This window comes from Hymenobacter gummosus (assembly GCF_003970915.1).
Taxonomy (GTDB): domain Bacteria; phylum Bacteroidota; class Bacteroidia; order Cytophagales; family Hymenobacteraceae; genus Solirubrum; species Solirubrum gummosum.
The window spans coordinates 57,352-81,184 of sequence record NZ_RXOF01000017.1 but is presented as its reverse complement, the minus strand read 5'-3'; the positions used below and the strand labels follow the sequence as shown (position 1 = coordinate 81,184).

The window sequence follows — 23,833 nt, the reverse complement described above, 5'->3', positions numbered from 1 at the left end:
CGGCCGGAGCAACTGCCCCGGCCGTCGTGTACGCCTCAATGGTTGAGCCGCTTAGGGCTTGAGGTTGCCCGGCAGCCCGTTCGGAAACTCCTCGCCGATGGCCTTTTCCAGCACCCCGATGCGGTTGCCCGGGTTGGGGTGGGTGCTCAGAAACTCCGGCGTGCCGCTGCGCCCGCCCGACTGCTCCAGAATCTGCATGACCTGGATCATGGCGCGCGGGTCGTAGCCGGCTTCGGCGGTGTACTTCACGGCCTGCCGGTCCGAGTCCAGCTCGTCCTCGCGGCCGAAGCGCAGGTTCACCACCTTGGCAATGGCGGCGGCAATGGCGGCGTTGGCCACCGAGCTGCCGGGCCGGTCGGGGTCGTAGGCGGCAATGGCGCCGGCGCCGGCCAAGCCCTGCGTGAGCTGCTGCTTGGCCAGCTGCTCGGCCGAGTGCCGCCCGATGACGTGGCCGATTTCGTGGCCCAGCACCCCGGCCAGCTGGCCTTCGGTTTTGAGCTTGCTCATCAGCCCGGCCGTCAGAAACACCTGCCCGCCCGGCAGGGCAAAGGCGTTGATGGTCTGCTCGTCGGCCAGCAGGTGAAAATCGAACTTGTAGGGCGAGTTTCCAGCGCCGGAGGCCTGCACTAGGCGCTGCCCCACCGCATCCACGGCCTGCTGGGCCCGCTCGTCGGGGTACAGGCCGCCGTACTGCTGGGCCATCTGGGGCGCGGCCTGCAGGCCCAGGGCAATTTCCTGCTCGGGCGTCATGCTCACGTGCTGCACTTCCCCGGTGACGGGGTTCTTCTGGCGGTTGCAGAAGTAAAAGTTGATGAGCGAAAACCCTGCGACCAATAGGGCGATGATGTAGCGTAGGTTGCCGCGCATGGCAAGTAGGTGTGTTGAGAGTGGATGGAATATCCGCCGAAACTCGGGGGTAAGCAGTCTAACGCGGCTTGCGCGGCAGGGTTGTAGCCAATATTGCGCCGCCCCGCCGCACCGGGTTCAGCCAAAACCCGCACCGCTGCGTATCAGGCACAAACCGCCCGGTCCGCCGGGCTTGTCCCCACTCCTCTCCTTCCCAAACCATGAATCAGAAACGCACTTTTGGCTCCCTGCTGACGCTGCTCGGCATTGCGGGCATCATCTACGGCGCCCTGGGCCTGATCGGCATGGCCAACCTGAGCAAAATCAACTCCGCCGTGCCGCTGGGCGTAGGCCTGGTGTTCTTCTTCGCCGGCATCAGCCTGGTGCGCGCCACCGGCGACCGGGCCTGACGCGCCCCGGCTTCCCGAACTGCCCCAAACGTCAACCGGGCCAGCCTCCCATCTGCGGAAGCTGGCCCGGTTGGCTTTTGAGTTGGCTCTGTACTACTGCCCCGTGCTGCCGGCCGAGCGCATAAACGCCGGCAGGGCCCCGTCGAGGTTCAGCCAGTCGGAGGAATAAGCCACGCTCTGCGGCCCCTGCACGTACAGCACCGAGCCCTCCTTGATGGTCTTGATAATGCCCGCCGACTCGGCCGGGGGCAGCGCCGGGCAGCCCTGGCTGCGGCCCAGGCGGCCAGTCTGCCGGATAAAGTCCTGGCCCACGTAGTCGGCGCCGTGCACCACCACGGCCCGCTCGGCGGCGTGGGAGTTGTAGCGCGCATCCAGGCCCTGCAGCTTCAGCGAGAGGCCGTGTTTGCCCTGGTACGTGTCGCCGGTGAGGTAAAAGCCCAGGCTGCTCATTTCGGAGCCCGGCCGGTTGGAAAAGGTGCGGGCAAACTCCTCGCCGGTGTTTTTGCCGTGGGCCACCAGCGTGTGGTACAGCAGGCGCGTGCGGCTCAGGTCGATAACCCACAGGCGGTTCTGCCGGCTGGAGCGGCTAAAGTCGATAACCGTCAGCACCGGGCGGCGGGCCAGGCCGCGGCTGCGCAGGTTGTAGTAGCCGATGAGGGCGTTGCGCAGCACCGGCAGGCTCAGGCCCGTGGAGGCCAGGCGGGCGCCGGCGTAGGTGCGCAGCAGGTACTGCTCGAAGGCGGCAACCGCGGCCGGCTGGGTCACGGTGGGCACCTGGCTCGGCGCCTTGGCCAGCAGCGGCTGCAGGCCGAGGGTGGCGGCCAGCAGCGCGGTCAGGCAGTAACGGGTTAGCTTCATACGGGGTGGAGACAAGCGTATTCGGGCGGACTCGATTCCGGGCAAAGACAAAAATAGTAGTTTTGTCCTACCGCAGCGCTTCCAACCGCGGCCTGCCCCTGCTGGTTCCCTCCATGTTACAACGCTCGGCTTTCTTTTTTCTGGGCGCGCTGCTGCTCGGCGGCTGCGGCCACTCCCTCACCTCCTTGCCCGGCTTCGACGCCTCGGCCTGGCAGCGCGACGCCCGCGGCTGCTCGGGCGCCCGGCAGGCCCAGCTCCCCGCCCTCGACAGCAGCCGCGAGCAGCTCTACAACGAGCACGTCAGCGCCATTACTGATCTGCTGGGCCGGCCCGACCAGGAGGAGCTGCAGGAGCTCACGCAGCGGGTTTATTACTACTACGTGACGCCCGGCCCGCAGTGCCAGGGTGCGGCGGCCTCAGCGGCCCCGGCCCGCTGCCTCACGGTGCGCTTTGGCTCCCTGGGCACCGTCACGGAGGTGCTCTACACCGGCGGCCCGACTTCGTACTGACTCCAAAGCTACAAGCAAACAAAAGCGGGCGGCCCCGGATGGGAGCCGCCCGCTTTGGCGTTGGAGGAAGGCAGATTAGAGCAGTGCGTTAGCCGAGGCCGTTGCCGGCCGGCTCGGTTTTGGGCAGCACCGGCTGGGACTGTTCGGCGTGCATGAGGCTGATCTGGCTGGGCGTCAGAATGCGGCGGCACTCCGCTTCGTACTGGGCATCCAGCTCCTGCAGCTTGGCCTGCAGCGTGCTGGGGTCCTGTTTGTACTGCCACTGGATTTCGTCCGTCCGGGCCAGCTTGATTTGGTTGGCAGCCTTGAGCCGGATGTACTGGGCCTCGTTGAGGTGGAGGCGGTTGGCCATCTGGCGCGTCAGTTCGTCGGCGCTGACGGGGGTGCCGCCGTTGCTGACGCGCACGGGGGCGGCGGCAATGCGGTCCTTCATTTGAGCGGAGGCAACAGAAACCAAGCCGCTCAGGAGCAGAGTAAGAGCAAAACCCTTCATGGTGGAAAAAAGCTAGGTGGTTGGTATTTGGTCTAACATAGCAGATGTTGGCGCCAGTGCTATGATTAGTCCAAATATATATTATTAAAGTTTAAAATCAACTCTATCTTAAAACATTTATAACGTTAGCATTTGTTCCCTTTTTGGGATTATTGTCCCACTTTGAGTCGCACTGTTTTCAAGCAACAAAAAAAAGCGGCCCCACAATGCTGTGGGGCCGCTTTTGCTAGCCGCAGCTGCTAAGCTGCAGGCTATTCAACGTGCTGTTGCAGCGGGTTGTGGTCGGGGCTTTTGAAGTACTGCATGGCAATGAGCGAGATAATCACGCCCGACATCACCCCCTGCAGCAGAATAGCCAGGAAAGCAATGGTCACCGACAGGTCGAAGCCGAACAGGTCAGCGGCGCGCAGCTTTTCCATCAGGTTGGGGTTGATGACGCTGTAGATAACGAAAAACACCGCGAAAATCAGGCTGGCCACCGCCGCCGTGATGATGCCGGTGCCGAAGCCCTGCAGGTAGGCCATCCGGTCGTGGCGGGTGCGCTTGAAGTGCGCAATGGCGGCGCAGGCTCCGATGGCGAGGATGATAACGTTGCCGTAGCTATACATTACGTTGGCCGCCAGCCCGAGCAGATTGGCAATCAGAAAGTAGGCGGCCATGCCGATGGCGGTAAACAGCCCGTAGCGCAGGCCGTTGCGTTCGGGGGAAATGTGCTGATGATGTGCCATAAGGCAGAGGAGTTTTGGGAAGTGTTGGAGAGAGTACGGGCGGCTGAGCGGCAGCGCGTTGGCTGGCTGAACCGTTTCTTGTGCTCTAATACTGGCTTTGGGAAGCGGCGGTTGCCGGGTTTGGCAATTTTTCCGCGGCTTTTGCCCGCCAAGGGCTTGACAATGAAGCGCGGAGCCGCGGGATTTTTTCCCGCCGTCGCCGTGTTGTAGTTGGGTTGCGGCTGCGGGGCGACGGGCATTTTTCCATACCTTTGCGCGGTTTTTCGGCCCCGCGGCACCGCCTTTCCGCTTAATTCCTCTGCATGATCAGCACTACCAACGTCAGCCTGCGCTACGGCAAGCGCGTGTTGTTTGAAGACGTCACCATCAAATTCATGCCCGGCAACGTGTACGGCCTCATCGGGGCCAACGGCGCCGGTAAGTCCACGTTCCTGAAGATTCTTTCGGGCGAAATCGAGGCCAACACCGGCTCGGTGGACATGCCCAAGGGCGCCCGCCTCTCGGTGCTGAAGCAGGACCAGTTTGCCTACGACCAGTATCCGGTGCTGCAGACGGTGATTATGGGCCACCAGCGCCTGTGGAAGGTGATGGAGGAAAAGGACGCCATCTACGCCAAGCCGGACTTCTCCGACGCCGACGGCGAGCGGGCCGCCGCCCTGGAAGGCGAGTTTGCCGACCTCGAAGGCTGGAATGCCGACTACGAAGCGGCCGAGCTGCTCTCGGGCCTCGGCATCGGCGAGGACAAGCACTATACCCTGATGGGCGACCTGGGCACCTCCGATAAGGTGCGCGTGCTGCTGGCCCAGGCCCTGTTCGGCAACCCCGACGTGCTGCTGCTCGACGAACCGACCAACGGCCTCGACGCCGAAACCGTGCTGTGGCTGGAAAACTTCCTCGACGGCTTCCAGAACACGGTTATCGTAGTGAGCCACGACCGTCACTTCCTCGACGCGGTGTGTAACTACATGGCCGACCTGGACTTCTCCAAAATCACCATGTACCCCGGCAACTACTCGTTCTGGTACGAGTCGTCGCAGCTGGCTTTGCGCCAGCGCCAGGAGGTGAACAAGAAGACCGAGGACAAGCGCAAGGAGCTGGAGGAGTTTGTGCGCCGCTTCTCGGCCAACGCCTCGAAGTCCAAGCAGGCTACTTCGCGCCAAAAGCTGCTGCAGAAGCTGACGCTGGAGGAAATCAAGCCCTCCTCGCGCAAGTACCCCTACATCGCCTTCAAATCGGAGCGCGAGGCCGGCAACCAGCTGCTGTCGGTGGAGAACCTGTCGGCCACCATCGACGGGGAGACGATTTTCCGCGACGTGACCTTCGCCCTCGACAAGAAGGACAAAGTGGCCATTGTGAGCCGCGACGACCGCGCCGCCTCCCTGCTGTTCGACATCCTGTTTGAGCAGCGCAAGGCCGATAAGGGCAACTTCAAGTGGGGCACCACCATTACGCCCTCCTACTTCCCGAAGGAAAACACCGAGTTCTTCAACACCGACCTGAATCTGGTGGACTGGCTGCGCCAGTACAGCACGGAGAAAGACGAGTCGTTTATCCGCGGCTTTCTGGGCCGGATGCTGTTTTCGGGCGAGGAGTCGCAGAAGAAGTCGAACGTGCTGAGCGGGGGTGAGAAAGTGCGCTGCATGCTCTCCAAGATGATGATGGAAGCCGGCAACGTGCTGGTGCTCGACGACCCCACGAACCACCTGGACCTGGAAAGCATTACGGCCCTAAACAACTCGCTGCGCGACTTCCCGGGCTCCATGCTCTTCGCCTCGCACGACTTGCAGTTCATCGACACCATTGCCAACCGCATCATCGAACTCACGCCGGAGGGAATTATTGACAAGCGGATGTCGTATGAGGAATACCTTGCCGACGAGACTATCAAGGCCCAGCGCCAGCGCATGTACCAGACGGTCGGCGCCTAGCAGCTGAACATCGGGAGGCCGCGGATACAACCATCCGCGGCCTTTTCGTTACTTACATGCATACGACTCTTCGCCCTGCTCCTATGAAGCGCATTCTGCTGGTGGCCGCGCTCAGCGCCGCCGGACTTGTTGCCGGCACCACGGCCGCTCAGGCCCAACAACGCCCGGATACCACCTACGTGAAGCCCCAGCTGCCCACCGGCCCGCCGATGGCCCCGCCCACGCCGGCCCCGCAGCCCAGCCGCCCCGTGCAGCCCGCCCAGCCGCAACCCCAGCAGCCCGCGCAGCCCCAGCCGCCGGTGCGCCCCTCCGGCGGCATCGATGACGACGGGCGCGTGGCCCAGCCCCTGCCCGGCAGCCGCCCGGTGCAGCCCACTACGCCCGCCCGCCCCGGCGGCAGCATCGACGACGACGGCCGCCCGGCGCAGACGCTGCCGCAGAACGGAACGGTGCCCGGGGCCACGCTGCAGTCGGAATACAAGCCGGGCAAGCTCTTCCTCTACGGCACCGCATTGCGCCTGGGCTTGAGCAACAACTACTTCAACGGCACGGACTTTTCGGCCGGCGTGGCCCCGGCGCTGGGCTACCGCATTACTGACCGGCTGTCGGTAGCGGCCGGGCCCGTGCTGGTGTACCGCAGCGCCAACTTCGGGCCGGATGCGGCGGCGCTGGGCCTGCCCAACAGCTATAAGATGCGCGACCTGGGCGTACGCGGCCTGGCGCAGTTCACGGTGTTCAAGACGGTGTTTTTGCACGCCGAGTACGAATCGACCCGCTCGCAGGACTATTTCGTGAACGAAGTGGTGCCGCGCCAGCAGTACGAAGCCTTCCGGTACCAGCGCACCACCACGGCCCTGCTGCTGGGCGTGGGCTACCGCCAGCGCCTCGGCGACCGGTTTGCCGTGGATGGGGCCCTGCTGTACAACAGCAACTCCGGCTCCAACTACTACAACGTGCTGGTGCAGCGCCTGAGCTTGGTGTACAACCTGGGCGGCAAGTAACCCGCCCCGCCGGAACACGAAACGGGCGCCTCTCACAGCGAGAGGCGCCCGTTTCGTGTTTTTCAGACGCAATTAGTGGCCGCGGCCTCAGACCGCGCTGCCGCGTATCAGGCGCAGCACCACGGCGATGATGGCAATAACCAGCAGGATGTGGATGAGGTTGCCCATGCCGAAGCTGCCAAAGCCGAAGAGGCCCAGCGCCCAGATGATGATGAGAATGACGGCAATGAGATACAGCAGGTTGCCCATGAGTGAAAAGTCCGTTTGGGTGAGAGAGGTGTTTTGGGTCGGAAACGCCGGTTGCCTAGGTTGCATCCTGTTTGGAAGCCCGTCGGCGGGACGTTCTGCGGGGTTGTACGCGGGGTTGTACAAAAGGATATCAAAGGGGCTAAAAAATATTCCGGCATATAGTTGCGCGGCTATGCTAGCCAGTTGATACTCTGCGGCAAAACACTTTCGCGTTTCGGCTGTTGTAGCCCGCCTCGGCGGCCAGACGCCCCAGGTGGGCTGCTTGGGAGGCGCCGGGCTTTGCGTAGCTTTGCCGCCGCCCGGCGCACCCGGGCGGCTTTTGTTGCTCACTCTCCCACCCCTCCCCGCACGCATGCTGAACGTCGCCGTTATTGGCTCGGGCACCATGGGCAATGGCATTGCCCACGTGTTTGCCCAGCACGGTTTCCCCGTTACCCTCATCGACCTCAACCAGACCGCCCTCGACAAGGCCTGGACCACCATCGGCAAAAACCTGGACCGGCAGGTGGCCAAAGGCGGCCTCTCCGAGGACGACAAAGCCGCTACCCTGGGCCGCCTGCAGCGCAGCACCTCCCTGGCCGACGGCGTGCGCGACGCCGACCTGGTGGTGGAAGCCGCCACCGAAAACGTGAACGTAAAGCTGGACCTCTTCCGCCAGCTCGACGAGCTGACCAAGCCCGGGTGCATCCTGGCCACCAACACCAGCTCCATCAGCATCACGCGCATTGCCGCCGTCACGGGCCGCCCCGACAAGGTTATCGGCATGCACTTCATGAACCCGGTGCCGGTGATGAAGCTGGTGGAAGTTATCCGCGGCTACGCCACTTCCGACGCGGTGACCGAGCAGATTATGGACCTGTCGCGGCAGCTGCAGAAGACGCCCACGGAGGTCAACGACTACCCCGGCTTCGTGGCCAACCGCATCCTGATGCCGATGATCAACGAGGCCATCATCACCCTGCACGAGGGCGTGGCCGGCGTGGAGGAAATCGACACGGTGATGAAGCTGGGCATGGCCCACCCCATGGGCCCGCTGCAGCTGGCCGACTTTATCGGCCTGGACGTGTGCCTGGCCATCCTGCGCGTGCTGCACGACGGGCTGGGCAACCCCAAGTACGCCCCCTGCCCGCTGCTGGTGAACATGGTAACGGCCGGCCGCCTGGGTGTGAAGTCGGGCGAAGGCTTTTACAGCTGGACGCACGGCACCAAGGAGCTGGTGCTGGCCGAGCGGTTCCGCAAATAAGTCGCCCTACCACAGTCGTTTCTAAAATGTGTACCAATCTCTCCCCTGGAACAATTCTGTCGGCCCAAGAAATAGCTGATCTGTTTGGAGGAAATCCTGTTCCCTTTTTGCCAACTTCAGGCGGCAGGGTTACCTGCGGCCGGTTCGACCCAGATTTGAACCCTCAGGCACCGACGGTTGTGCTAGTAGGAAGAGGCACACAAAGACAACGTAATGCTCGTTTGCTGACAGATGTTGGCAATACTATTCCTGTTTTCTTAAGACAGGGAAATATGCAGTTTCGATTTGTCGGCTGCTTCAAGGCAACAAGATATTCTGAAGATTCAGTCACCGTGAAAAACAACGCGCATCTGGCTCCAAATCCAACCGATATTGCTGGAGTTCTGTATTTGAAACGCATTAGCTAGTTACCTGGGAGCGTAGTACATCAGCCTCCTGAGGTTCATAGCACCTCAGGAGGCTTTTTAGTTAGACTTATATGAGCACTTTGCCGCCGAGCCGCAACCTTCCGGGCGGAATTACGCTTAACCATACTTCCACACCTTATCCCCCCTGCTGACATGGAATTAGCAACCTTCGGGGCCGGCTGCTTCTGGTGCGTCGAGGCCGTTTTTCAGAACCTGAAAGGCGTCGAGAAAGTCGTATCGGGCTACACGGGCGGCCGCATTGCCAACCCCACCTACAAAGAAGTCTGCTCGGGCCTGACCGGCCACAACGAGGTCATCCAGATAACCTTCGACCCGCAAATCATCAGCTTCGAGGAGCTGCTGGAAATCTTCTGGAAAACCCACGACCCGACCACCCTGAACCGCCAGGGCAACGACGTGGGCACGCAGTACCGCTCGGGCATCTACTACCACAACGAGGAGCAGAAGCGTCTGGCCGAAGCCTACAAGCAGAAGCTCAACGAGGCCCAGGCGTTCGACCAGCCCATCGTGACGGAAGTGCTGCCCGCCGGCCCCTTCTACCAGGCCGAGGACTACCACCAGAACTACTACAACCAGAACAGCTCCCAGCCCTACTGCCAGTTTGTGGCCCGCCCCAAAGTGGAGAAGGTAAAGGCCCTGTTCGGGGAGAAGCTCAAAGCCTCGGCCCAGTAGCCAACCCGCTGACACTCATAAAAGCCCGGCTGGAGCCGGGCTTTTTTTGTGCCCGAAGACGGCCTCGGGGCCTAATCCCGACGCTAACCTGGTCGGGCCCGGGCCGTAACAGCAGCACGCCGCCTTGCTCCCACACCGTCACTTTTTCCAGTTAGCACCGAGTATGGGCAAATGCGTCATCATCATTCACGGCGGGGCCGTCAACACCGATCCGGCCACGATTCCGCCGGACAAGGAAGAAAAGCTGAAAGCGGGGCTGCGGCAGGCCCTGCTGGCCGGGGCCGAAATCCTGCAGCGCGGCGGCGCGGCCCTCGACGCGGTGGAGGCGGCCGTCAAGAGCATGGAGGATAACGAGCTGTTCAACGCCGGCCGCGGGGGCATGTTCAACATCAACGGGGAAGTGGAAACGGAAGCGTCCATCATGGACGGGGCCACGCTGCGCGGCGGAGCGGTGAGCGGGCTGAAGCTGGTGAAAAACCCGGTGAGCGTGGCCCGGCTGGTGATGGAAAAGTGCAAGCACTCTTTCCTCACGGCCGAAGGCGCCCAGGAATTTGCCCTCTCGCAGGGCCTGCCCCTGCACGACCCGACCTACTTCAAAACCGCCGAGCAGCAGCAGCAGTGGCTGGAAATCATTCAAGGAACCAGCACCGAGTACGCCAACAAGCATGACACCGTGGGGGCCGTAGCGCTGGATCAGCACGGCAACCTGGCCATGGCCACCTCCACCGGCGGCATCGAGGGCAAGCTGCGCGGCCGGGTGGGCGACAGTTGCATCTTCGGCGGCGGGGGCTACGCCAACAACGAGGTCTGCGCCGTCTCGACCACCGGCGACGGGGAAATCATCATGCTGGCCGGCGTGGCCCACGAAGTGTACGCCCTGCGCAAGTACAAGAAGATGTCCATTACCAAAGCCGCCCAGGAAGCCGTGGGCATGTACGCCGATAAGCTAGCCGGCGACCGGGGCATCATTGCCCTCGACCCGGCCGGCAACGTGGCCATCGAGTCGAATACCAACGTGATGCGCTGCGCCTACCAGGTCGGCGAGGAGGAGCCGTTTGTGGCCGTCTGGAAGGAGGAAGTGGAGCGGCATTTCCACCAGTAGCCAACCCAAGTGGCGGCGCGCGTGGGTTGGCAAGCGCAAAATGCGGCGGCCTTAAACGCAGCGCTCAGCAATTGGGCCGTGGAGCCCAATACGCCACCGCGCCGACTAAACTCGGGCTCTGCGCTACTCAACTCAGTTTTGCCGTTAATACGCCGTCCGCGTACTCTGCGGTGATATGCTCCTGCTCCAGTCGGTTGCGTTCGGGCGTTGCTGCCAACAGTTGAAAAATGCGCTGCTCGGCGGCAGTCAAGCCAGCCGGGCTTTGCTGCGTGGGAATAGAGCCCGCGTGGGCATATTGCCGATGCTGCCGATACGTTCCTTCGTCCATCAGTACGGAGCGCACCTGTGGGAAATAGGTGCGCAATTGGGCCAGGATGTGGAAGCCGTGCAGGTCAATGTCGCCCCAGTACCAGATGGGCACGTCGGCCAGCCAGGCGCAGTGCCGCAGTCGTTCCACGTCGTAGCCGCTGCCCCAGATGGCAATGGTTCGGGCCAGCGGCAGTAGAGTCAGGAAGGTCAGCCTGTTCTCGACTATCAGCACTTGCACATCCTGCCCGGCTGGCAGCCGTAGCTGTTCAAAATCAGGGCGCGGAATGGCTAGGTCGCGCAAGCCGCCATAGTGGGCAGCCAGCCCCGCATCCAAGAGACGGAAACGCACGGTGGGCGCATCGGTACGCAGGCCGAAGCGGGTGGCAAAGTCGGAGCCCGGGCGCTGATGCTCGGCGGGCAGCAAGTAGCTGAGCATGCTGCCGAGGATACCCATGTTTGTCTCTACGAACTTGCTGGGCACGCCGCTCACCTGCCGGGCGTACACCTCGGGCAGAGGGTGCTGCTGGAAAAACGCGCAGACCCGCAGCAGTTCCGGCCAACAGTCGGCGTATTTGGTTACCTGCAGAACTTGCTCGTGCAGCCAACCCTCTAAACCGGGCTGCTGCTGCCGAATAAGCGTGGCCGCCCGCCGAAAGGTGCTAAAATCGGCCGCCAAACCACACAAACGGAGGTAATCTTCCTGGCTACCAACCTGAATGCGAACAGGCATGCCTTGCTCCCCGTAGCGGGAACGAACGGTTTGCCACTCCACGGTGTAGCCGAAGCCGCGCCCCTCCCGCGAACCGGCCCGCAAGGCCGCCAGCTGCTGGATGCGGAGCGTTGGCTCGGTGCTCAGGCTGCCTTTGTTGCCGGGAATAACCAGTGGAAACTGCTCGGCCAGCGTGCCCGTGAGCCAGGCCCGCAGCAGTCTGGCGTACTGCCGCTGGGCTTTGGCGGTTATTTCGGCGGGCGTAATCATACGGTGGTCGGCTGGGCTTCTGCCGGAGCCGGCACGCCGGCCTCCGCCTCTGCTGCCGCGCCACGCTGCTGCTGGTACTGGTCCAGGCTCAGGTTCCATACCTCCGACTCGAACGTAGGCAGGCGGCGCACCAGGTGCAGCTGCTCAATGAAGGGGGCCGCCAGCGGAATGTTGTCGGAGGGCGTGACAATCATGAGCTGCAGCCCGAGCTTGGCGAACAGCTTCAGCGCGTAGGTGGAATTGGTGGCGTCGCTCTTGCTGAAGGTTTCATCGATGACCACGAAGCGGAACGACGGCTGGTGGCGGCCGGGGCGCATGGCGTTGTACTGGTAGGCAATGGCGGCGGCCAGCACGGTATAGGCCAGCTTGGCCTTTTCGCCGCCCGAGCGGCCACCCGAGTTGGAGTACACGTTTACTACCTGCTCCGTGTCGCGGGCTACTTCCTCGGCGCCGAATTGCAGCCAGTTGCGCACGTCCAGCACCTTGCGCCGGGTGGCTTCGTCGCGGTTCAGCTCGTCCAGTAGGTCACGCAGGCGGCCAAAGGCGGCTTCGGCCTGCTGCGAGTCGTTGGCGGCCAGCAGTTCCTGATTGGGCAGCGCCTGTTTCAGCCGGGCCCGCCAGGCTGCCACGCCCTGCGCAGCCCCGTCGCGCACTTCGGTAGCCTTGAGGCGGATGTAGGTGCGGGGCGTACGGCTGTAGTCGATGCTCATCAGCGCTTCGTTCAGCTCCTGAATGCTGTGCTTGACGTCCTTATACTGCTGGTCCAGGGTGCGCTGGAACTTGAACACGAACTGCAGCACGTCGCTGGTGAGATAGTACTGAAACTGCTGCTGATACTGCGGCAGGTTCTCCTCGCGCAGCTGCTGGTAGCGCGCTTCGTAGTCGGCCAGGCTTTCGGGGGCGGCCAGCAAGGCGCTGCACTCGGCTTTCCACTGGGCCGCGTAGGCTTCGGGCAAGGGTTCGGGGTTACGAAACAGCGCCATCTGCCGCGTCAGGCGGCTCGTGGCAACTTTCAGCTTCGTATCGTTTTCGGTTTGCTGCGTCCGCAGGGCTCGTTCAGCGGCGGCCTGTTGCTGATCGGCTTCCTCGGGGTAAGCTGGCGCGGGCGGCTCGGCGGCCCACAGTCCGGGCGGCACGGGAGTGGGTTCGAGTGGCCAGGCCTGGGTTTCGCGGCGCAGGCTCCCGGATAGTTTGTCCACCTCCTGTTCCAGGGCGCCTTGCCGCTTGGTGAGCTGGTCTTTCTCGCCTTCGAGGGCTGTTTCCTGCGCCCGAGCCGCCTGCAACTGCGCCTGCGCCTGCCGCAGCACTTCATCCTGGTCACGCTGCTGCTGCAGAATGGCTTGCTCCTGGAGCAGCGCCTGCTGCCGCGCTTCCTCCGTAAACCAGTCCAGCGCGTCGAACGACTTGACAGCAAGCAGTTCACGCAGCAGCATCTGTCGGTCACGCAGCTGTTCACGCTTATCCTTGTGCCGCTGCGCAGCTTCGGCGGCGGCTTTTTCCCGTTGCTGGCTACCGTGCAGCTCCGTTTCCAGGGCCGCTAACTTCTCTCCGTTGTCCCAGCCTAGCACGTAGTGCCGCGCCCCGATTTTGCCGGGCCGGTCGTCTTTCTCGTGGCGGTTGCGGGTCCGGATCAGTCCTTCGCTGGTGAGCAGCAGAGGTTCGTCGCGGCCGTTGAGCCGGGCCGGGTCATCTGTGCAGCAGTAGTTGTAGTGCTGGTACAGGTGGCTGTCCAGCCAGGCGTTGAAGGGCGGCTTGTCGGCTATTTCCAACTTGTGGCACAGCGCATCGGCCCCGAGCTGGCCGTTGAGCTGCGGGCGGCCCGCCTCCACGCGGTGGTACACCAGCCGCCCGCGCAGGTTGGTTTCGCGCACGTAGCGGTTCACATCGGCGGCCTGGGCGCTGAGTACCAGCAGCTGCAGGCCGGGGCCGTGCAGCAGCTTTTCGATGGCCGGCCGCCACCGGGCCTCGGCCGGCTTCACCCGCAGCAACTCCCCAATGAACGGTACCTGCGCCGGGCTCAGGTCGAGGGCTTCGCACAGGTGCTGCCGCAACTCGGTCATTTCGCGCGGAATCAGGGTGCGCTGGGCCCGCAAGGCGGCCAAATCCTGCTCAATGTGCTGCCGCTGCTCCCGCGCCTGCTGCTCGGCCTGGGTTTGCGCGGCCACCAGGGCATCCTGGTGCTCCTCGTCGGAGCGGGCAGCTAACTGGGCCGTTTCGGCCGCTTGCCGGGTTGCCCGAAACTCGGCGGCGCTGACCGGGGCTGCCAAGCCCGCGTTCTGCGCCAGTCGACTGTAATCCTGATAGTTTTGGCGCTTGTCTCGTAGCCGCTCGGCCGTTTGGGCTAGCTGGTCGGCGAGCTGCTGCAGGCGGCGGCCGGCTTCGGAGTTGCGCGTGGTCAGCTCCAGGTCCAGGATGAATGGTTTCAGCTCGTCCAGGGCAGCTTTCAGCTCCTGCTGCCGGGCGGCCAGCGCGGCTTTGTCTTGCTGGCGCAGCAGCAGCACGCGCTGCAGCACGGCTTTCTTTCGCTGCCCGAACACTTCCGGTAGCGCATCCAAGGCGGTCTTTATCTGCGCCTGGGCCGCTTCCAGGCGGCGGTAATCCGCGCCGATGTCCATTACGGGCTGCAGCAGCCGCAGCTGGTGCTGGGCTTTCTGCAGCAGATGGAACACGTTCAGCAGGTTGCGGTAGGCCTCGTACAGCTCCTGAAACGCGGCCTGCCCGCCCGCGTCGCTGAGCATTTCGCGCCGCACGAATTCGTCGAGACTGCCCAACATCTTCAGGCCGACGGTCTTGCTGAACAACGTCAGCGCCTTATCGGAGCGCACGCCCAGGCGATGCTGCCACTCGGCGGCGCACTGCTCGAAAGATGAATACTCCTTAAACTCGCCGCCACTGCGCAGGTACTCGCGCCAGCGGGCGGGCTCGTCGGCCAGCAGACGCTGCAGCGCTTGGTCGTCGCGCAACCTCACGGCGCGGGGCAGAATCAGAAAGTGCGTGACCAGCTCCCCGTTGCGGTAGCGGCGGTACTGGGCCAGCGTTAGGGTCTGGCCCAGGTCTTCGTGCTGAAAAGTAGCGGCCAGCCAGCTGTAGTAGCCTGTGCCGGGGCGCAGCACTTGCGGCGTCACGGTGCCGGTATCGGCATCCTGTCCCGTGCCGTAAGCGCCTTCCAGGTAGGATTTCTGCGTCCGGTCGCGCTTGGCTTCGGCCCCGCTCGACTGGTTGTAGTGCCGGTGCGTGGGTGGCGTGAGCAGCGTCACCAGGGCATCGACCACCGTGGTTTTGCCGGCGCCGTTGGGACCCGTCAGTAAGGTAGTGGCGCCCTCGGGCCGCAGTTGCCAGACCTGCCGGTTGAAAGTGCCCCAATTGTATACTTCCAGCACCTGCAGCCGGAAGCCCGGCCGGGCGGCCGCGTAGCCAAAGTCAAATTCCTGCATAGCGTATTACTGAACAAGCGGTTAAAGCTCCGTCGCCGCTTCGGGCGTGGGCGTCAGATGCTGCCGCAGCCGGTCCCGGATTCCGCGCAGCTTTTCGTTGGTAATCAGGGCCGTCACGAGGCGCAGGATTTCGTAGCGCGGCTCTTCGTTGACGGCTTTATCGGCCAGCACTGGGCGCAGAAAACCCAGGTTGACCGCCTTCTGCACGTCGGCATCGAGCTGCTTACGGAATTTGCCTTCGTCGGCGCGCACGAACTGCTCCAAGCCCTGCTCCAGTTCGGCGCGGGTGATAAAGCAACGGCGCGAATCGTCGGTAGCGGCGTGGTCGAACTTGTCGAGGTGGTGGCGCAGCACCACGCAGAGCATGGTCAGCTCATAGGACAGTTGGTGGCGGCGCATCAGGCGCGGCAGGCCCGTCTGGTCTTCGTGGGCTTCTTCGTCGCTAGGTGCGGGCTGGCGCACGTAGGCCAGGCCCTGCTCCGGGTCCAGGCACAGCTCCAGCCCGATTTTGGCCAGGTACTGGCTAATGCTCACTTGCAGCTGCTCCAGCTGCCGCCATTGAACTTTATCGGTATCGTACAGGGCGCCTTGCAGCAGGCGCAATACCAGCGGGGCAAAATCGGCCAGCATAACAGTTCAGGAAGCGGTGAAGTAAACTTTCGGCACCCGTACCCGGCGGGCATCCGGCAGGGGCAGCAGGTCGGTTTGGTCGTCGTTGTCGGGGAAGTGCGCGACGTGGCCGGTTTCGCCGGCCAGGTAGGCCACCAGCTCGGGCAGGCCCTGCGGCAATCCGAACCGGGCCACCACGGAAGCCAGCGCCACCGTCGGCTGGGTGCGCAGCAGGGAATCGAGCTGCCGCTCCAGGCGGCGCATATTCACCGGGGCAGGCTCGGCCCCCAGCACGGCCAGCAAGTCGGGGGCGGCGGCTTCGGTGGGCGGCTCGGGCAGGGCGCAGGCTACCACCGCGGGCGGCTCAAACTGCGGCGGGCGCGACAAGGGCAGGTAGATGGCCGCTTCGTCGGTTTCGAGGTCCAAAAAGTCGCGCTGCTCGGGTGGATCGGGCGCGGCCTGCCGGCCCAGGGCCTGAATCTCGCGCAGCAGCGTGGCCGTCAGACGGCGGTCGGCCTGGGTTTCCTGGGCCAGGGCGCGGTGCAGCTTTTCGGCCAGCACCTGCTTGGCCGAAATGACCACGTCGGCCTCGGCGTGCAGGTGTTCTTTGAGCTGGGCCAGCAGCGGGTACGGGGGGCCCAGTTCGCGGCGGAGCAGAATGTCGTGCGTTTCCCGTACCAGCGTGCTCCATTCGTCGCGGGCCGCGTCTTCGTGCAGAAACTGCCAGAAAGCCCGAAAGCTCTGCCCTTGGTCCGACTGCTCCAGCTGCTCCCGCTCCTGCAGCGCGCCGCCCAGCAGTTGCCCGCGGTGCTGGGTAGCCGCCTGCTGCTGCATCAGCCGAAACGACATTTCCCGAAAATTCTGCCGCACCGCCTTGAAGTCGCCCAGCAGCAATTCGGCCATCTGGCTCAGCTCCTGATACCGTTCCCGTATCTGGGTGTCGGAAAGCGGCGTAACCTGGTTGGTCGCCCGAATCTGCTGGATTTCCGCCACCAACTCGCGCTGCCGGGCTTCAAGCTCCCGAATGCGCTGCTGGGGGTCGTTGTGACTCTTCTCCAGCAGCTCGCGCAGCCCGGCAAACAGGCTCCGAAACCGCGACTCCGTACCTACGAACGTGCGGGTTTCCAGCGCGGCCAGCCAGCGGAACAGCGTTTCACAGTGGGTAGTCAGCTCGTAGTAGCCCTGCCCCTGCTCGTCCAGCCGATGCGCCAGCAGCGGGGTTTCGTCGCTGGTCCACCGCCGCAGCCACTCCTGGGCGCGTAGGCGCGGGGTTTCCTGGTGCTCCGGCTCGTAGTTTTCTACGTGCTGCTCCAGGCGCAGGCGCAGCCGCTCGGCCGGCAACCGACTCGTGTGGCGCTGCCGGAATACTTCGTATAGAAAGCTGATGGTGAAGGCGGCGTTGTCCTTCTGCCAGCGCAGCAGCGAAATGGCCGGGGCCGGCTGCTCACTGAGCAGATACCGCGCCGTCGCGTAGTCCAGTACCTGATTCATCTGCTACCTGATTATACACTCGCTATGGCGTAGAAGTAGTGGGCACAAGTACCCGTTGATGCCGTGGACAATATGTGGATTCTGCTGCACTACCGCAAGTCCGCTGCTTTGCCTGGTGCAGAAGATTGGTGCTTTTATCGCGGTTTTGCAACCACTACCCCCATACAGAGCAGTATCCCAGCGCGTTTCTACCGTTAGCTGCGCTGCCCTTCTGTTGCTGACGTTGTTTAAACGGCCCGGAGTCGGCCGTTCAACTATGAGACGCGATGGGTCGCGTTTCTACCCGGCCAAATGATCCACGAAACCCCTATAGGCTCAAGGCCAGAGAATTGCCGCCGTCCGACATACTGCGGGTATACTTCGCGGGCATGTTCACGGCAAGCCAGTCGGAGTTCCGCTTCCACGACATCGACTCCGACAGCCACACCACGCGCAACTATTACCCCGATTTCATCCACTCCGACGGCCGCACCGGCATCATCCAGGTAAAGAGCGAGCGGTGACCGGGTGAGCAGATGGCCAGTGCCTGATACGCCAGCGGCGCCCTGGTAGAACAGAACGCTTATTATCGGCTGATTGCGGGTGGCACGCTGGCGTGGTGTAGCGTGGGCTTCCGCCCGCGTCTGCCAGAACGATGCCGTCCGGACGACGTGCACGCAAACGCGGGCTGAAGCCCGCTCTACAAACAAGCAGCCCCGCCAGCATACTGGCGGGGCTGCTTGTTTACAAGGTGCAAAATTGTCCACGAAATCCGGATAAATCCGCCGCAATCCGTGATTTACACCGCCACGTTATGCTCGCGCAGGGCGTCGTTGAGGCTGGTCTTGAGGTCCGTCGAGGGCTTGCGCTGGCCAATGATGAGGGCGCAGGGCACGTGGAACTCGCCGGCCGGAAACTGCTTGGGCAACGAGCCGGGAATGACCACCGAGCGGGGCGGCACGTAGCCGCGGTATTCCTTGCCCTCGGGCGTGCTCACGTCGATGATGCGGGTGCTGCCGGTGATGGTGACGCCCGCCCCGATAACGGCTTCCTTGCCGATGTGACAGCCTTCCACCAGGATGCAGCGGGAGCCAATAAAGGCGCCGTCTTCGACGATAACCGGCGAAGCCTGCACCGGCTCCAGCACCCCGCCCAGGCCCACGCCGCCCGAGAGGTGCACGTGCTTGCCCACCTGCGCGCAGGAGCCCACGGTGGCCCAGGTGTCCACCATCGTGCCCTCGCCCACGTAGGCGCCGATGTTTACGTAGGAGGGCATCATAATGACGCCGGGCGCCAGGTACGCGCCATAGCGGGCCACGGCGGGCGGCACCACGCGCACCTGCTGCTGGGCGTAGTTGGTTTTGAGCTGCATCTTGTCGTGGAACTCGAAGATGCCCACTTCCTCGGTCTTCATCTGCTGCAGCGGGAAGTAGAGGATGACGGCTTTCTTCACCCAGTCGTTGACCTGCCAGGTGCCGTCTTCGCTGGTGGAAGGCTCGGCCACGCGCAGCAGGCCGCGGTCGAGGTGGTCGATGACGTTGCGGATGGCTTCCTGGGTGGCGGGGTCCTGCAGCTTGCTGCGGTCGGCCCAGGCGGCTTCGATGAGAGGCTGAATGTCGGTCATAAAGTCAGATGTCGGGAACAGTTGGTCGGCCGCCGTTTGCCGGCGGCGGCGCGAAAGTAGTAGGTTTGGGCCTGTGCTGCCACCCTCCCGCCCTACGCCGTTCATCCTGCTGGCTTCCGTGCTGAAGTCCACGGACGACACGCGCATGTATGAAAAGTTCGGTGGCACTTTGGCCGGGGCGGGGTACTTGCCCATTGTAGCCGGGCGCAGCGCCCACCCCAAAGCCTTTGTATCCGGGCCCGGTATTCTGGAAGTACCACTATTCAACGGCCACCGCCTGGGCTTCTCCCGCCTGCTGGCCCAGTGGCGCTACTGGCGGCTGCTGCGGAAGATGCAGCCGGATTTGGTAATTGTCCACGCCCCCGAGCTGCTGCCGCTGACGCTGCTCTGGCACCAGCGCACCGGCCACCCTTTCTTCTACGATGTGCGGGAAAACTACGCCCTGAACATCCGCACCCAGCAGGTGTACCGCGGCGGGCTGAAACGCCTGCTGGCCCGCGCCGTGGATTGGGTGGAAACTCGCGCCGCCCGCCGCGCCGCCGCCGTGCTGCTGGCCGAGCGCAGCTACGCCGCCGAGCTGCCCTGGCTGCCCGCCTCCCGAAGCGTCGTCGTGCTCGAAAACAAGTACGTGGCCCCGCCAGATGCCCCGGCCCCGCCTACGCCGGTCTGGCTGCCTAAGCCCTCCGAGCCATTGCGGCTGCTGTATTCGGGCACTATCTCGGAGCTGAACGGCGTCTTCGATGCCATTCGAGTGGCCGAAATAATGCACGGCTACCTCAGCAATGTGGTGCTAACCGTCATTGGCTACTGCCAGCGCCCCGACGAGCAGCGTCGCCTCGATGAACTGGCCCGGCAGCACGCGGCCTGGCTGCGCGTGGTGGGCGGCGCACAACCGGTGCCGCACGCTGCTATTCTGGCCGAAATTCGCCGGAGCCACCTGGGTCTGCTGCCTTACCAGGAGCATCCCAGCACCTGGAACTGCATCCCGACGAAGCTGTACGAGTACCTGGCCAACGCGCTGCCGGTACTGGTGCCGCCCAATCCGCTGTGGCAGGCCGAAGTGGAGCGGCACGGCGCCGGCCTAACCGTGGATTTTCGTTTTTCCATCCAGCCAGCCCAAGAGGCTATTTCGATGATTAGCCACCGAAAGTATCCGCAGGGCTTTTATCCTGCTGGCCCACCGGCCGAAGCTTTCTGGCACTCCGAGGCGCCCCGACTGCTGGCCGCCGTGCAAGCCGCGCTGCCCGTGGTAACCGCCCGCGCCGGGCCACCGTTGTAAGGGCGGTCCGGCCGCCGTGTCCCCGCACGAGGCCGCCCGCTACTGCTCATGCCCCGCCACCGGAAACTCCGCTGCTCCTGCTACTGGTGGCAGCCGACATAATTCCGCCGGAGGAGTATCTTTGGCCCCTTTTTCCCCGCTTTTCACCGCTCCGCTCTTTCCCCACACCCCCTCATCATGTCCCAATTGTATTCCGCCGAAATTGCCGGCATGGGCCACTACGTGCCCTCCCGCGTTGTCACCAATGCCGACCTCGAAGGCCTCATGGAAACCACCGACGCGTGGATTCAGGAACGCACCGGCATTCAGCAGCGCCGCTGGTTCAACGAAGGCGAAGACACCACCGCCAACATGGGCGCCCGCGCCGCCCGCATGGCCCTGGAGCAGGCCGGCCTGCAGCCCGACGACGTGCAGCTCATCGTCTTCGCCACGCTCTCGCCCGACTACCTCTTCCCCGGCTCCGGCGTGCTGCTGCAGCGCGAGCTGGGCATCAAGGCTCCCATCCCGGCCTTCGACGTGCGCAACCAGTGCTCGGGCTTTATCTACGCCCTCTCGCTGGCCGACCAGTTCATCAAAACCGGCATGTACGAAACGGCCCTGGTGGTGGGCTCCGAAATCCACTCCTCCGGCCTCGACAAAACCACCCGCGGCCGGGCGGTGTCGGTCATCTTCGGCGACGGCGCCGGGGCCGCCGTGCTGCGCCGCAGCAACCGGGAAGGCCACGGCATCCTGAGCACCCACCTGCACGCCCAGGGCGAGTACGCCGAGGAGCTGATTACCAAGGAGCCCGGCTCCAACCGCGAAAACCGGGTGCAGGTCGTGCTCGACGACCCCGAATCCATGTACCCCTACATGAACGGGCAGCAGGTGTTCAAGCACGCCGTCACCCGCTTCCCCGAAGTCATCAACGAAGCCCTGCAGGCCAACGGCTACCAGGCCTCGGACATCGACCTGCTCATTCCGCACCAGGCCAACCTGCGCATCACCCAGTACGTGGGCCAGAAGATGGGCCTCGGGGCCGACAAGGTGTTCAGCAACATCCAGAAGTACGGCAACACCACCGCCGCTTCGGTGCCGCTGGCCCTGAGCGAAGCCATTCAGGAAGGCCGCGTGCAGCGCGGCGACCTGGTGTGCCTGGCCGCCTTTGGCTCGGGCTTCACCTGGGCCTCGGCCCTGATCAAGTGGTAGAAGTCAATTAAAAATTGAGAATTAAAAATGAAAAATGAGGTGGATGGCCGGGCAGCCTTGTTCGGGTCGTCCACCTCAATTTTTAATTCTTCATTTTTAATTTTTAATTCAACTGAATGCCGAGTCATACCGAGGAAAACTACCTCAAGGCTATTTACAAGCTCTCGGAGGCCGAGCCGGGCGCCGAGGTCAGCACCAACAGCATTGCCGAGGCCTTGCAAACCCGCCCCGCCTCGGTGACGGATATGCTGCGCCGCCTGGGCGAAAAGGGCCTGCTCAGCTACCAGCGCTACCGCGGGGTGCTGCTCACGGCCGAGGGCCGGCGGCTGGCCCTGCTGACCATCCGCAAGCACCGCCTCTGGGAAGTGTTCCTGGTGCAGAAGCTGAATTTCAGCTGGGACGAGGTGCACGAGGTGGCCGAGGAAATGGAGCACATCAGCTCCCCGCTGCTGGTGCGCCGCCTCGACGAGTTCCTGGGCTTCCCCGAAGTCGACCCGCACGGGGACCCGATTCCGCAGGAGGACGGGGCCATGCCGCGCCCTCAGCACGTGCTGCTGTCGGAGCTGAAGCCGGGGCAGCAGGGGCTGCTGGTGGCCGTCAAGAACACCTCCCAACCCTTCCTGCAGTACCTGAATAAAGTCGGTCTGGGCCTGGGCTGCCGCATTGAAGTGCTGGATAAGATTATGTTTGATAACTCGCTAGAAATAAGCATCAATACCCAGCCAAAAACCCAGATATCCGCCGAAGTTAGCCGCAACCTGTTCGTCACGTTTTAGGCGGTGAAATGGTGAGATGGTGAAATAGTGAGTGTCGTTCCAGCTGCGCGAAATGCGCGGTGCCGGCCTCCCGACCACCAAACTCACCAGGTCACCACCTCACCATTTCACCGCATGCTTCCCCCCGCGCTTTCCGATACCATCGTTGCTCTCTCGACCCCACCCGGTGCCGGGGCCATTGCCGTTGTGCGCCTGTCCGGGCCGGCGGCCATTGGCCTCACCAATGAGGTGTTTCGCGGCAAGGACCTGGCCGCGCAGCCCGGCCACACCCTGCACTACGGCACCATCCGCGACGGGGCGCAGATTCTGGACGAGGTGGTGGTCGGCCTGTTTCGCGGGCCGCACTCCTACACCCGCGAAGACGTGGTCGAAATCAGCACCCACGGCTCCGACTACATCGTGCGGGAGCTGCTGGCCTTGCTGGTGCGGCGCGGGGCGCGGCTGGCCGAGCCGGGCGAGTTTACCAAGCGCGCCTTCCTGCACGGCGCCTTCGATCTGGCCCAGGCCGAGGCCGTGGCCGACCTGATTGCCGCCGATTCGGCCCTGCAGCACCGGGTGGCCCTGAACCAGATGCGCGGCGGCTTCTCGCGCGAGCTGGCCGACCTGCGCCAGCGCCTCATCGACTTTGCGGCCCTGCTGGAGTTGGAGCTGGACTTCGGCGAAGAGGACGTGGAGTTTGCCGACCGCACGGGGCTGATCAAGCTGCTGGGCGAGGTGAAAACGCTGGTGCAGCGGCTGCTGCGCTCCTTCGAGCTGGGCAACGTCATCAAGAACGGCGTCACCACCGTCATTGCCGGCCGGCCCAACGCGGGCAAGAGCACCCTGCTCAATGCCCTGCTCAACGAGGAACGCGCCATCGTTTCGGCCATTCCGGGCACCACCCGCGACTTTATCGAGGACGAGGTCAGCCTGGAGGGCATCAAGTTCCGCTTCGTGGACACGGCCGGCCTGCGCGACACCGAGGATGTGGTGGAAGCCATCGGCGTGGAGCGCACCCGGCAGCGGGTGCAGCAGGCCGCCGTGGTGCTGTACCTGTTCGATCTGGCCACCGCCACGCCCGCCGAAGTGGCCGCCGACGTGGCCGCACTGCCCCTGCCAGCCGGCGCCGTGCTGCTGCTGGTGGGCAACAAGCTGGACGAAGCTCCCACCGCCACTGTGGCCGAGTTGCAGGCCGCTTACCCCGATATGCTGTTGCTCTCGGCCACCAGCCACCAGGGCCTGGAGGAGCTGCGCCAGCGCCTGCTGGCCACCGTGCGCCGCGAAGGACTGGATGCCGGGGCGGCCACCATCGTCACCAACCTGCGCCACGCCCGCAGCCTGGAAGTGGCCGCCGAAGCCCTGACGGCCGTGCAGCAGGGCCTGCAGCACGGCCTGGGCACCGAGCTGGTGGCCTCCGACCTGCGCCGCGCCCTGCACGCGCTGGGCGAAATCACCGGCGACATCAGCACCGACGACCTGCTGGGCAGCATTTTCACCCGCTTCTGCATCGGTAAGTGAGAACTGGCGGCCGAATGCGCGCCGGGCACAGTCTGGGGCGCGCCGAGACTGTAGCCCCAAGAACGGCAGCAAGCCTCTGACTTGCCGGCCCCCGCGCCGCCCGCACAACCTGCGTCCTAGTCTCTCCCAACTCCTGCGCACCCACAGTCTGCCTAAAAAACCGGGCCGCCCAGCTCCCGCGCGTGGTGGGGAACTGGGCGG

23 protein-coding genes are annotated in these 23,833 nt (G+C 63.9%); 13 read left to right on the top strand and 10 right to left on the bottom strand.

Translation table 11 applies throughout. The features are described 5' to 3' along the window. Nucleotides 1-51 precede the first annotated feature (51 nt). Entirely contained in the window at nt 52-867 is an 816-nt protein-coding gene (locus EJV47_RS23115) for a M48 family metalloprotease (protein ID WP_126695581.1), read from the bottom strand. Nucleotides 868-1,067: 200 nt separating this feature from the next. On the opposite strand from EJV47_RS23115, the gene EJV47_RS23110 reads away from it, so the two are divergent. Further along, nucleotides 1,068-1,256 (top strand): hypothetical protein, encoded by a 189-nt coding sequence (locus EJV47_RS23110; RefSeq protein WP_126695580.1) that lies wholly within the window; start codon nt 1,068-1,070, stop codon nt 1,254-1,256. Between the two features lie 93 nt (nt 1,257-1,349). Here EJV47_RS23110 and EJV47_RS23105 read toward each other — a convergent pair whose 3' ends face one another. Continuing rightward, nucleotides 1,350-2,114, bottom strand: a complete 765-nt coding sequence (locus tag EJV47_RS23105) for a murein L,D-transpeptidase catalytic domain family protein (protein WP_126695579.1) — start codon at nt 2,112-2,114, stop codon at nt 1,350-1,352. Nucleotides 2,115-2,227: 113 nt separating this feature from the next. Here EJV47_RS23105 and EJV47_RS23100 point away from each other — a divergent pair, with 113 nt between their 5' ends. Further along, nucleotides 2,228-2,623 carry a hypothetical protein gene (locus EJV47_RS23100; protein WP_126695578.1) on the top strand — a complete coding sequence of 132 codons (396 nt, stop codon included), beginning with the start codon at nt 2,228-2,230 and terminating at the stop codon, nt 2,621-2,623. Nucleotides 2,624-2,711: 88 nt separating this feature from the next. Here EJV47_RS23100 and EJV47_RS23095 read toward each other — a convergent pair whose 3' ends face one another. Both EJV47_RS23095 and EJV47_RS23090 read right to left on the bottom strand, forming a co-directional pair. Next, nucleotides 2,712-3,056, bottom strand: a complete 345-nt coding sequence (locus EJV47_RS23095; protein WP_126695577.1) for a hypothetical protein — start codon at nt 3,054-3,056, stop codon at nt 2,712-2,714. Nucleotides 3,057-3,367: 311 nt separating this feature from the next. Then, nucleotides 3,368-3,844 carry a DUF4199 domain-containing protein gene (locus EJV47_RS23090; RefSeq protein WP_126695576.1) on the bottom strand — a complete coding sequence of 159 codons (477 nt, stop codon included), beginning with the start codon at nt 3,842-3,844 and terminating at the stop codon, nt 3,368-3,370. Nucleotides 3,845-4,146: 302 nt separating this feature from the next. Between EJV47_RS23090 and EJV47_RS23085 the strand changes: the two genes are divergently transcribed. Together EJV47_RS23085 and EJV47_RS23075 are read left to right on the top strand one after the other, a co-directional pair. After that, nucleotides 4,147-5,772 (top strand): ABC-F family ATP-binding cassette domain-containing protein, encoded by a 1,626-nt coding sequence (locus EJV47_RS23085; RefSeq protein WP_126695575.1) that lies wholly within the window; start codon nt 4,147-4,149, stop codon nt 5,770-5,772. Between the two features lie 83 nt (nt 5,773-5,855). Further along, on the top strand, nt 5,856-6,773 hold the full coding sequence (locus EJV47_RS23075; RefSeq protein ID WP_207895973.1) for a hypothetical protein: 918 nt from the start codon (nt 5,856-5,858) through the stop codon (nt 6,771-6,773). An 87-nt stretch (nt 6,774-6,860) separates the two neighbouring features. Here EJV47_RS23075 and EJV47_RS23070 read toward each other — a convergent pair whose 3' ends face one another. Then, the gene (locus tag EJV47_RS23070; RefSeq protein ID WP_126695573.1) at nt 6,861-7,022 is read right to left on the bottom strand and encodes a lmo0937 family membrane protein; all 162 of its coding nucleotides are present in this window, start codon (nt 7,020-7,022) and stop codon (nt 6,861-6,863) included. 352 nt (nt 7,023-7,374) lie between these two features. On the opposite strand from EJV47_RS23070, the gene EJV47_RS23065 reads away from it, so the two are divergent. From EJV47_RS23065 to EJV47_RS23050, 4 genes are all read left to right on the top strand, one after another. Next, nucleotides 7,375-8,265, top strand: coding sequence for a 3-hydroxyacyl-CoA dehydrogenase family protein (locus EJV47_RS23065; RefSeq protein ID WP_126695572.1), 891 nt, complete (start codon nt 7,375-7,377; stop codon nt 8,263-8,265). Nucleotides 8,266-8,291: 26 nt separating this feature from the next. Next, a complete protein-coding gene (locus tag EJV47_RS23060; RefSeq protein WP_126695571.1) occupies nt 8,292-8,672 on the top strand; it encodes a hypothetical protein in 381 nt (126 codons plus the stop codon). Between the two features lie 153 nt (nt 8,673-8,825). Next, a complete protein-coding gene (gene msrA, locus EJV47_RS23055; protein WP_126695570.1) occupies nt 8,826-9,365 on the top strand; it encodes a peptide-methionine (S)-S-oxide reductase MsrA in 540 nt (179 codons plus the stop codon). 163 nt (nt 9,366-9,528) lie between these two features. Continuing rightward, nucleotides 9,529-10,467: an isoaspartyl peptidase/L-asparaginase family protein gene (locus EJV47_RS23050; RefSeq protein WP_126695569.1), complete on the top strand. Its 939-nt coding sequence runs from the start codon at nt 9,529-9,531 to the stop codon at nt 10,465-10,467. A gap of 127 nt (nt 10,468-10,594) precedes the next feature. On the opposite strand, the gene EJV47_RS23045 is transcribed toward EJV47_RS23050, so the two are convergent. From EJV47_RS23045 to EJV47_RS23030, 4 genes are read right to left on the bottom strand one after another with little or no spacing between them, the layout of a single operon-like run. Continuing rightward, complete coding sequence (locus EJV47_RS23045) at nt 10,595-11,755, bottom strand: Wadjet anti-phage system protein JetD domain-containing protein (protein WP_165903897.1); 1,161 nt, start codon at nt 11,753-11,755, stop codon at nt 10,595-10,597. After that, complete coding sequence (locus EJV47_RS23040) at nt 11,752-15,189, bottom strand: ATP-binding protein (RefSeq protein WP_126695567.1); 3,438 nt, start codon at nt 15,187-15,189, stop codon at nt 11,752-11,754. The genes EJV47_RS23045 and EJV47_RS23040 overlap by 4 nt, the downstream gene beginning before the upstream one ends. A 21-nt stretch (nt 15,190-15,210) precedes the next feature. Next, nucleotides 15,211-15,819: a DUF4194 domain-containing protein gene (locus EJV47_RS23035; protein WP_126695566.1), complete on the bottom strand. Its 609-nt coding sequence runs from the start codon at nt 15,817-15,819 to the stop codon at nt 15,211-15,213. A gap of 6 nt (nt 15,820-15,825) precedes the next feature. After that, a complete protein-coding gene (locus EJV47_RS23030) occupies nt 15,826-17,289 on the bottom strand; it encodes a DUF3375 family protein (protein ID WP_126695565.1) in 1,464 nt (487 codons plus the stop codon). A gap of 368 nt (nt 17,290-17,657) precedes the next feature. Between EJV47_RS23030 and EJV47_RS28955 the strand changes: the two genes are divergently transcribed. Then, the gene (locus EJV47_RS28955; protein WP_279389072.1) at nt 17,658-17,792 is read left to right on the top strand and encodes a hypothetical protein; all 135 of its coding nucleotides are present in this window, start codon (nt 17,658-17,660) and stop codon (nt 17,790-17,792) included. Nucleotides 17,793-18,067: 275 nt separating this feature from the next. Here EJV47_RS28955 and EJV47_RS23025 read toward each other — a convergent pair whose 3' ends face one another. Next, a complete protein-coding gene (locus EJV47_RS23025; RefSeq protein ID WP_126695564.1) occupies nt 18,068-18,892 on the bottom strand; it encodes a 2,3,4,5-tetrahydropyridine-2,6-dicarboxylate N-succinyltransferase in 825 nt (274 codons plus the stop codon). 118 nt (nt 18,893-19,010) lie between these two features. On the opposite strand from EJV47_RS23025, the gene EJV47_RS23020 reads away from it, so the two are divergent. The 4 genes from EJV47_RS23020 to mnmE all read left to right on the top strand — a co-directional run bounded on the left by EJV47_RS23020 (nt 19,011) and on the right by mnmE (nt 23,632). Next, on the top strand, nt 19,011-20,171 hold the full coding sequence (locus EJV47_RS23020; protein ID WP_165903896.1) for a glycosyltransferase family 4 protein: 1,161 nt from the start codon (nt 19,011-19,013) through the stop codon (nt 20,169-20,171). Nucleotides 20,172-20,348: 177 nt separating this feature from the next. Continuing rightward, nucleotides 20,349-21,359, top strand: a complete 1,011-nt coding sequence (locus EJV47_RS23015; RefSeq protein WP_279389071.1) for a 3-oxoacyl-ACP synthase III family protein — start codon at nt 20,349-20,351, stop codon at nt 21,357-21,359. A gap of 116 nt (nt 21,360-21,475) precedes the next feature. Next, entirely contained in the window at nt 21,476-22,135 is a 660-nt protein-coding gene (locus EJV47_RS23010) for a metal-dependent transcriptional regulator (protein WP_126695562.1), read from the top strand. A 114-nt stretch (nt 22,136-22,249) separates the two neighbouring features. Next, complete coding sequence (gene mnmE, locus EJV47_RS23005; RefSeq protein ID WP_126695561.1) at nt 22,250-23,632, top strand: tRNA uridine-5-carboxymethylaminomethyl(34) synthesis GTPase MnmE; 1,383 nt, start codon at nt 22,250-22,252, stop codon at nt 23,630-23,632. Nucleotides 23,633-23,833: the final 201 nt, after the last annotated feature.

Bases quoted from the DNA above. Each gene is read 5' to 3' on its own strand.
- EJV47_RS23115 (WP_126695581.1), bottom strand. From the start codon at position 867: ATGCGCGGCAACCTACGCTACATCATCGCCCTATTGGTCGCAGGGTTT.
- EJV47_RS23110 (WP_126695580.1), top strand. From the start codon at position 1,068: ATGAATCAGAAACGCACTTTTGGCTCCCTGCTGACGCTGCTCGGCATT.
- EJV47_RS23105 (WP_126695579.1), bottom strand. From the start codon at position 2,114: ATGAAGCTAACCCGTTACTGCCTGACCGCGCTGCTGGCCGCCACCCTC.
- EJV47_RS23100 (WP_126695578.1), top strand. From the start codon at position 2,228: ATGTTACAACGCTCGGCTTTCTTTTTTCTGGGCGCGCTGCTGCTCGGC.
- EJV47_RS23095 (WP_126695577.1), bottom strand. From the start codon at position 3,056: ATGAAGGACCGCATTGCCGCCGCCCCCGTGCGCGTCAGCAACGGCGGC.
- EJV47_RS23090 (WP_126695576.1), bottom strand. From the start codon at position 3,844: ATGGCACATCATCAGCACATTTCCCCCGAACGCAACGGCCTGCGCTAC.
- EJV47_RS23085 (WP_126695575.1), top strand. From the start codon at position 4,147: ATGATCAGCACTACCAACGTCAGCCTGCGCTACGGCAAGCGCGTGTTG.
- EJV47_RS23075 (WP_207895973.1), top strand. From the start codon at position 5,856: ATGAAGCGCATTCTGCTGGTGGCCGCGCTCAGCGCCGCCGGACTTGTT.
- EJV47_RS23070 (WP_126695573.1), bottom strand. From the start codon at position 7,022: ATGGGCAACCTGCTGTATCTCATTGCCGTCATTCTCATCATCATCTGG.
- EJV47_RS23065 (WP_126695572.1), top strand. From the start codon at position 7,375: ATGCTGAACGTCGCCGTTATTGGCTCGGGCACCATGGGCAATGGCATT.
- EJV47_RS23060 (WP_126695571.1), top strand. From the start codon at position 8,292: ATGTGTACCAATCTCTCCCCTGGAACAATTCTGTCGGCCCAAGAAATA.
- msrA (WP_126695570.1), top strand. From the start codon at position 8,826: ATGGAATTAGCAACCTTCGGGGCCGGCTGCTTCTGGTGCGTCGAGGCC.
- EJV47_RS23050 (WP_126695569.1), top strand. From the start codon at position 9,529: ATGGGCAAATGCGTCATCATCATTCACGGCGGGGCCGTCAACACCGAT.
- EJV47_RS23045 (WP_165903897.1), bottom strand. From the start codon at position 11,755: ATGATTACGCCCGCCGAAATAACCGCCAAAGCCCAGCGGCAGTACGCC.
- EJV47_RS23040 (WP_126695567.1), bottom strand. From the start codon at position 15,189: ATGCAGGAATTTGACTTTGGCTACGCGGCCGCCCGGCCGGGCTTCCGG.
- EJV47_RS23035 (WP_126695566.1), bottom strand. From the start codon at position 15,819: ATGCTGGCCGATTTTGCCCCGCTGGTATTGCGCCTGCTGCAAGGCGCC.
- EJV47_RS23030 (WP_126695565.1), bottom strand. From the start codon at position 17,289: ATGAATCAGGTACTGGACTACGCGACGGCGCGGTATCTGCTCAGTGAG.
- EJV47_RS28955 (WP_279389072.1), top strand. From the start codon at position 17,658: ATGTTCACGGCAAGCCAGTCGGAGTTCCGCTTCCACGACATCGACTCC.
- EJV47_RS23025 (WP_126695564.1), bottom strand. From the start codon at position 18,892: ATGACCGACATTCAGCCTCTCATCGAAGCCGCCTGGGCCGACCGCAGC.
- EJV47_RS23015 (WP_279389071.1), top strand. From the start codon at position 20,349: ATGTCCCAATTGTATTCCGCCGAAATTGCCGGCATGGGCCACTACGTG.
- EJV47_RS23010 (WP_126695562.1), top strand. From the start codon at position 21,476: ATGCCGAGTCATACCGAGGAAAACTACCTCAAGGCTATTTACAAGCTC.
- mnmE (WP_126695561.1), top strand. From the start codon at position 22,250: ATGCTTCCCCCCGCGCTTTCCGATACCATCGTTGCTCTCTCGACCCCA.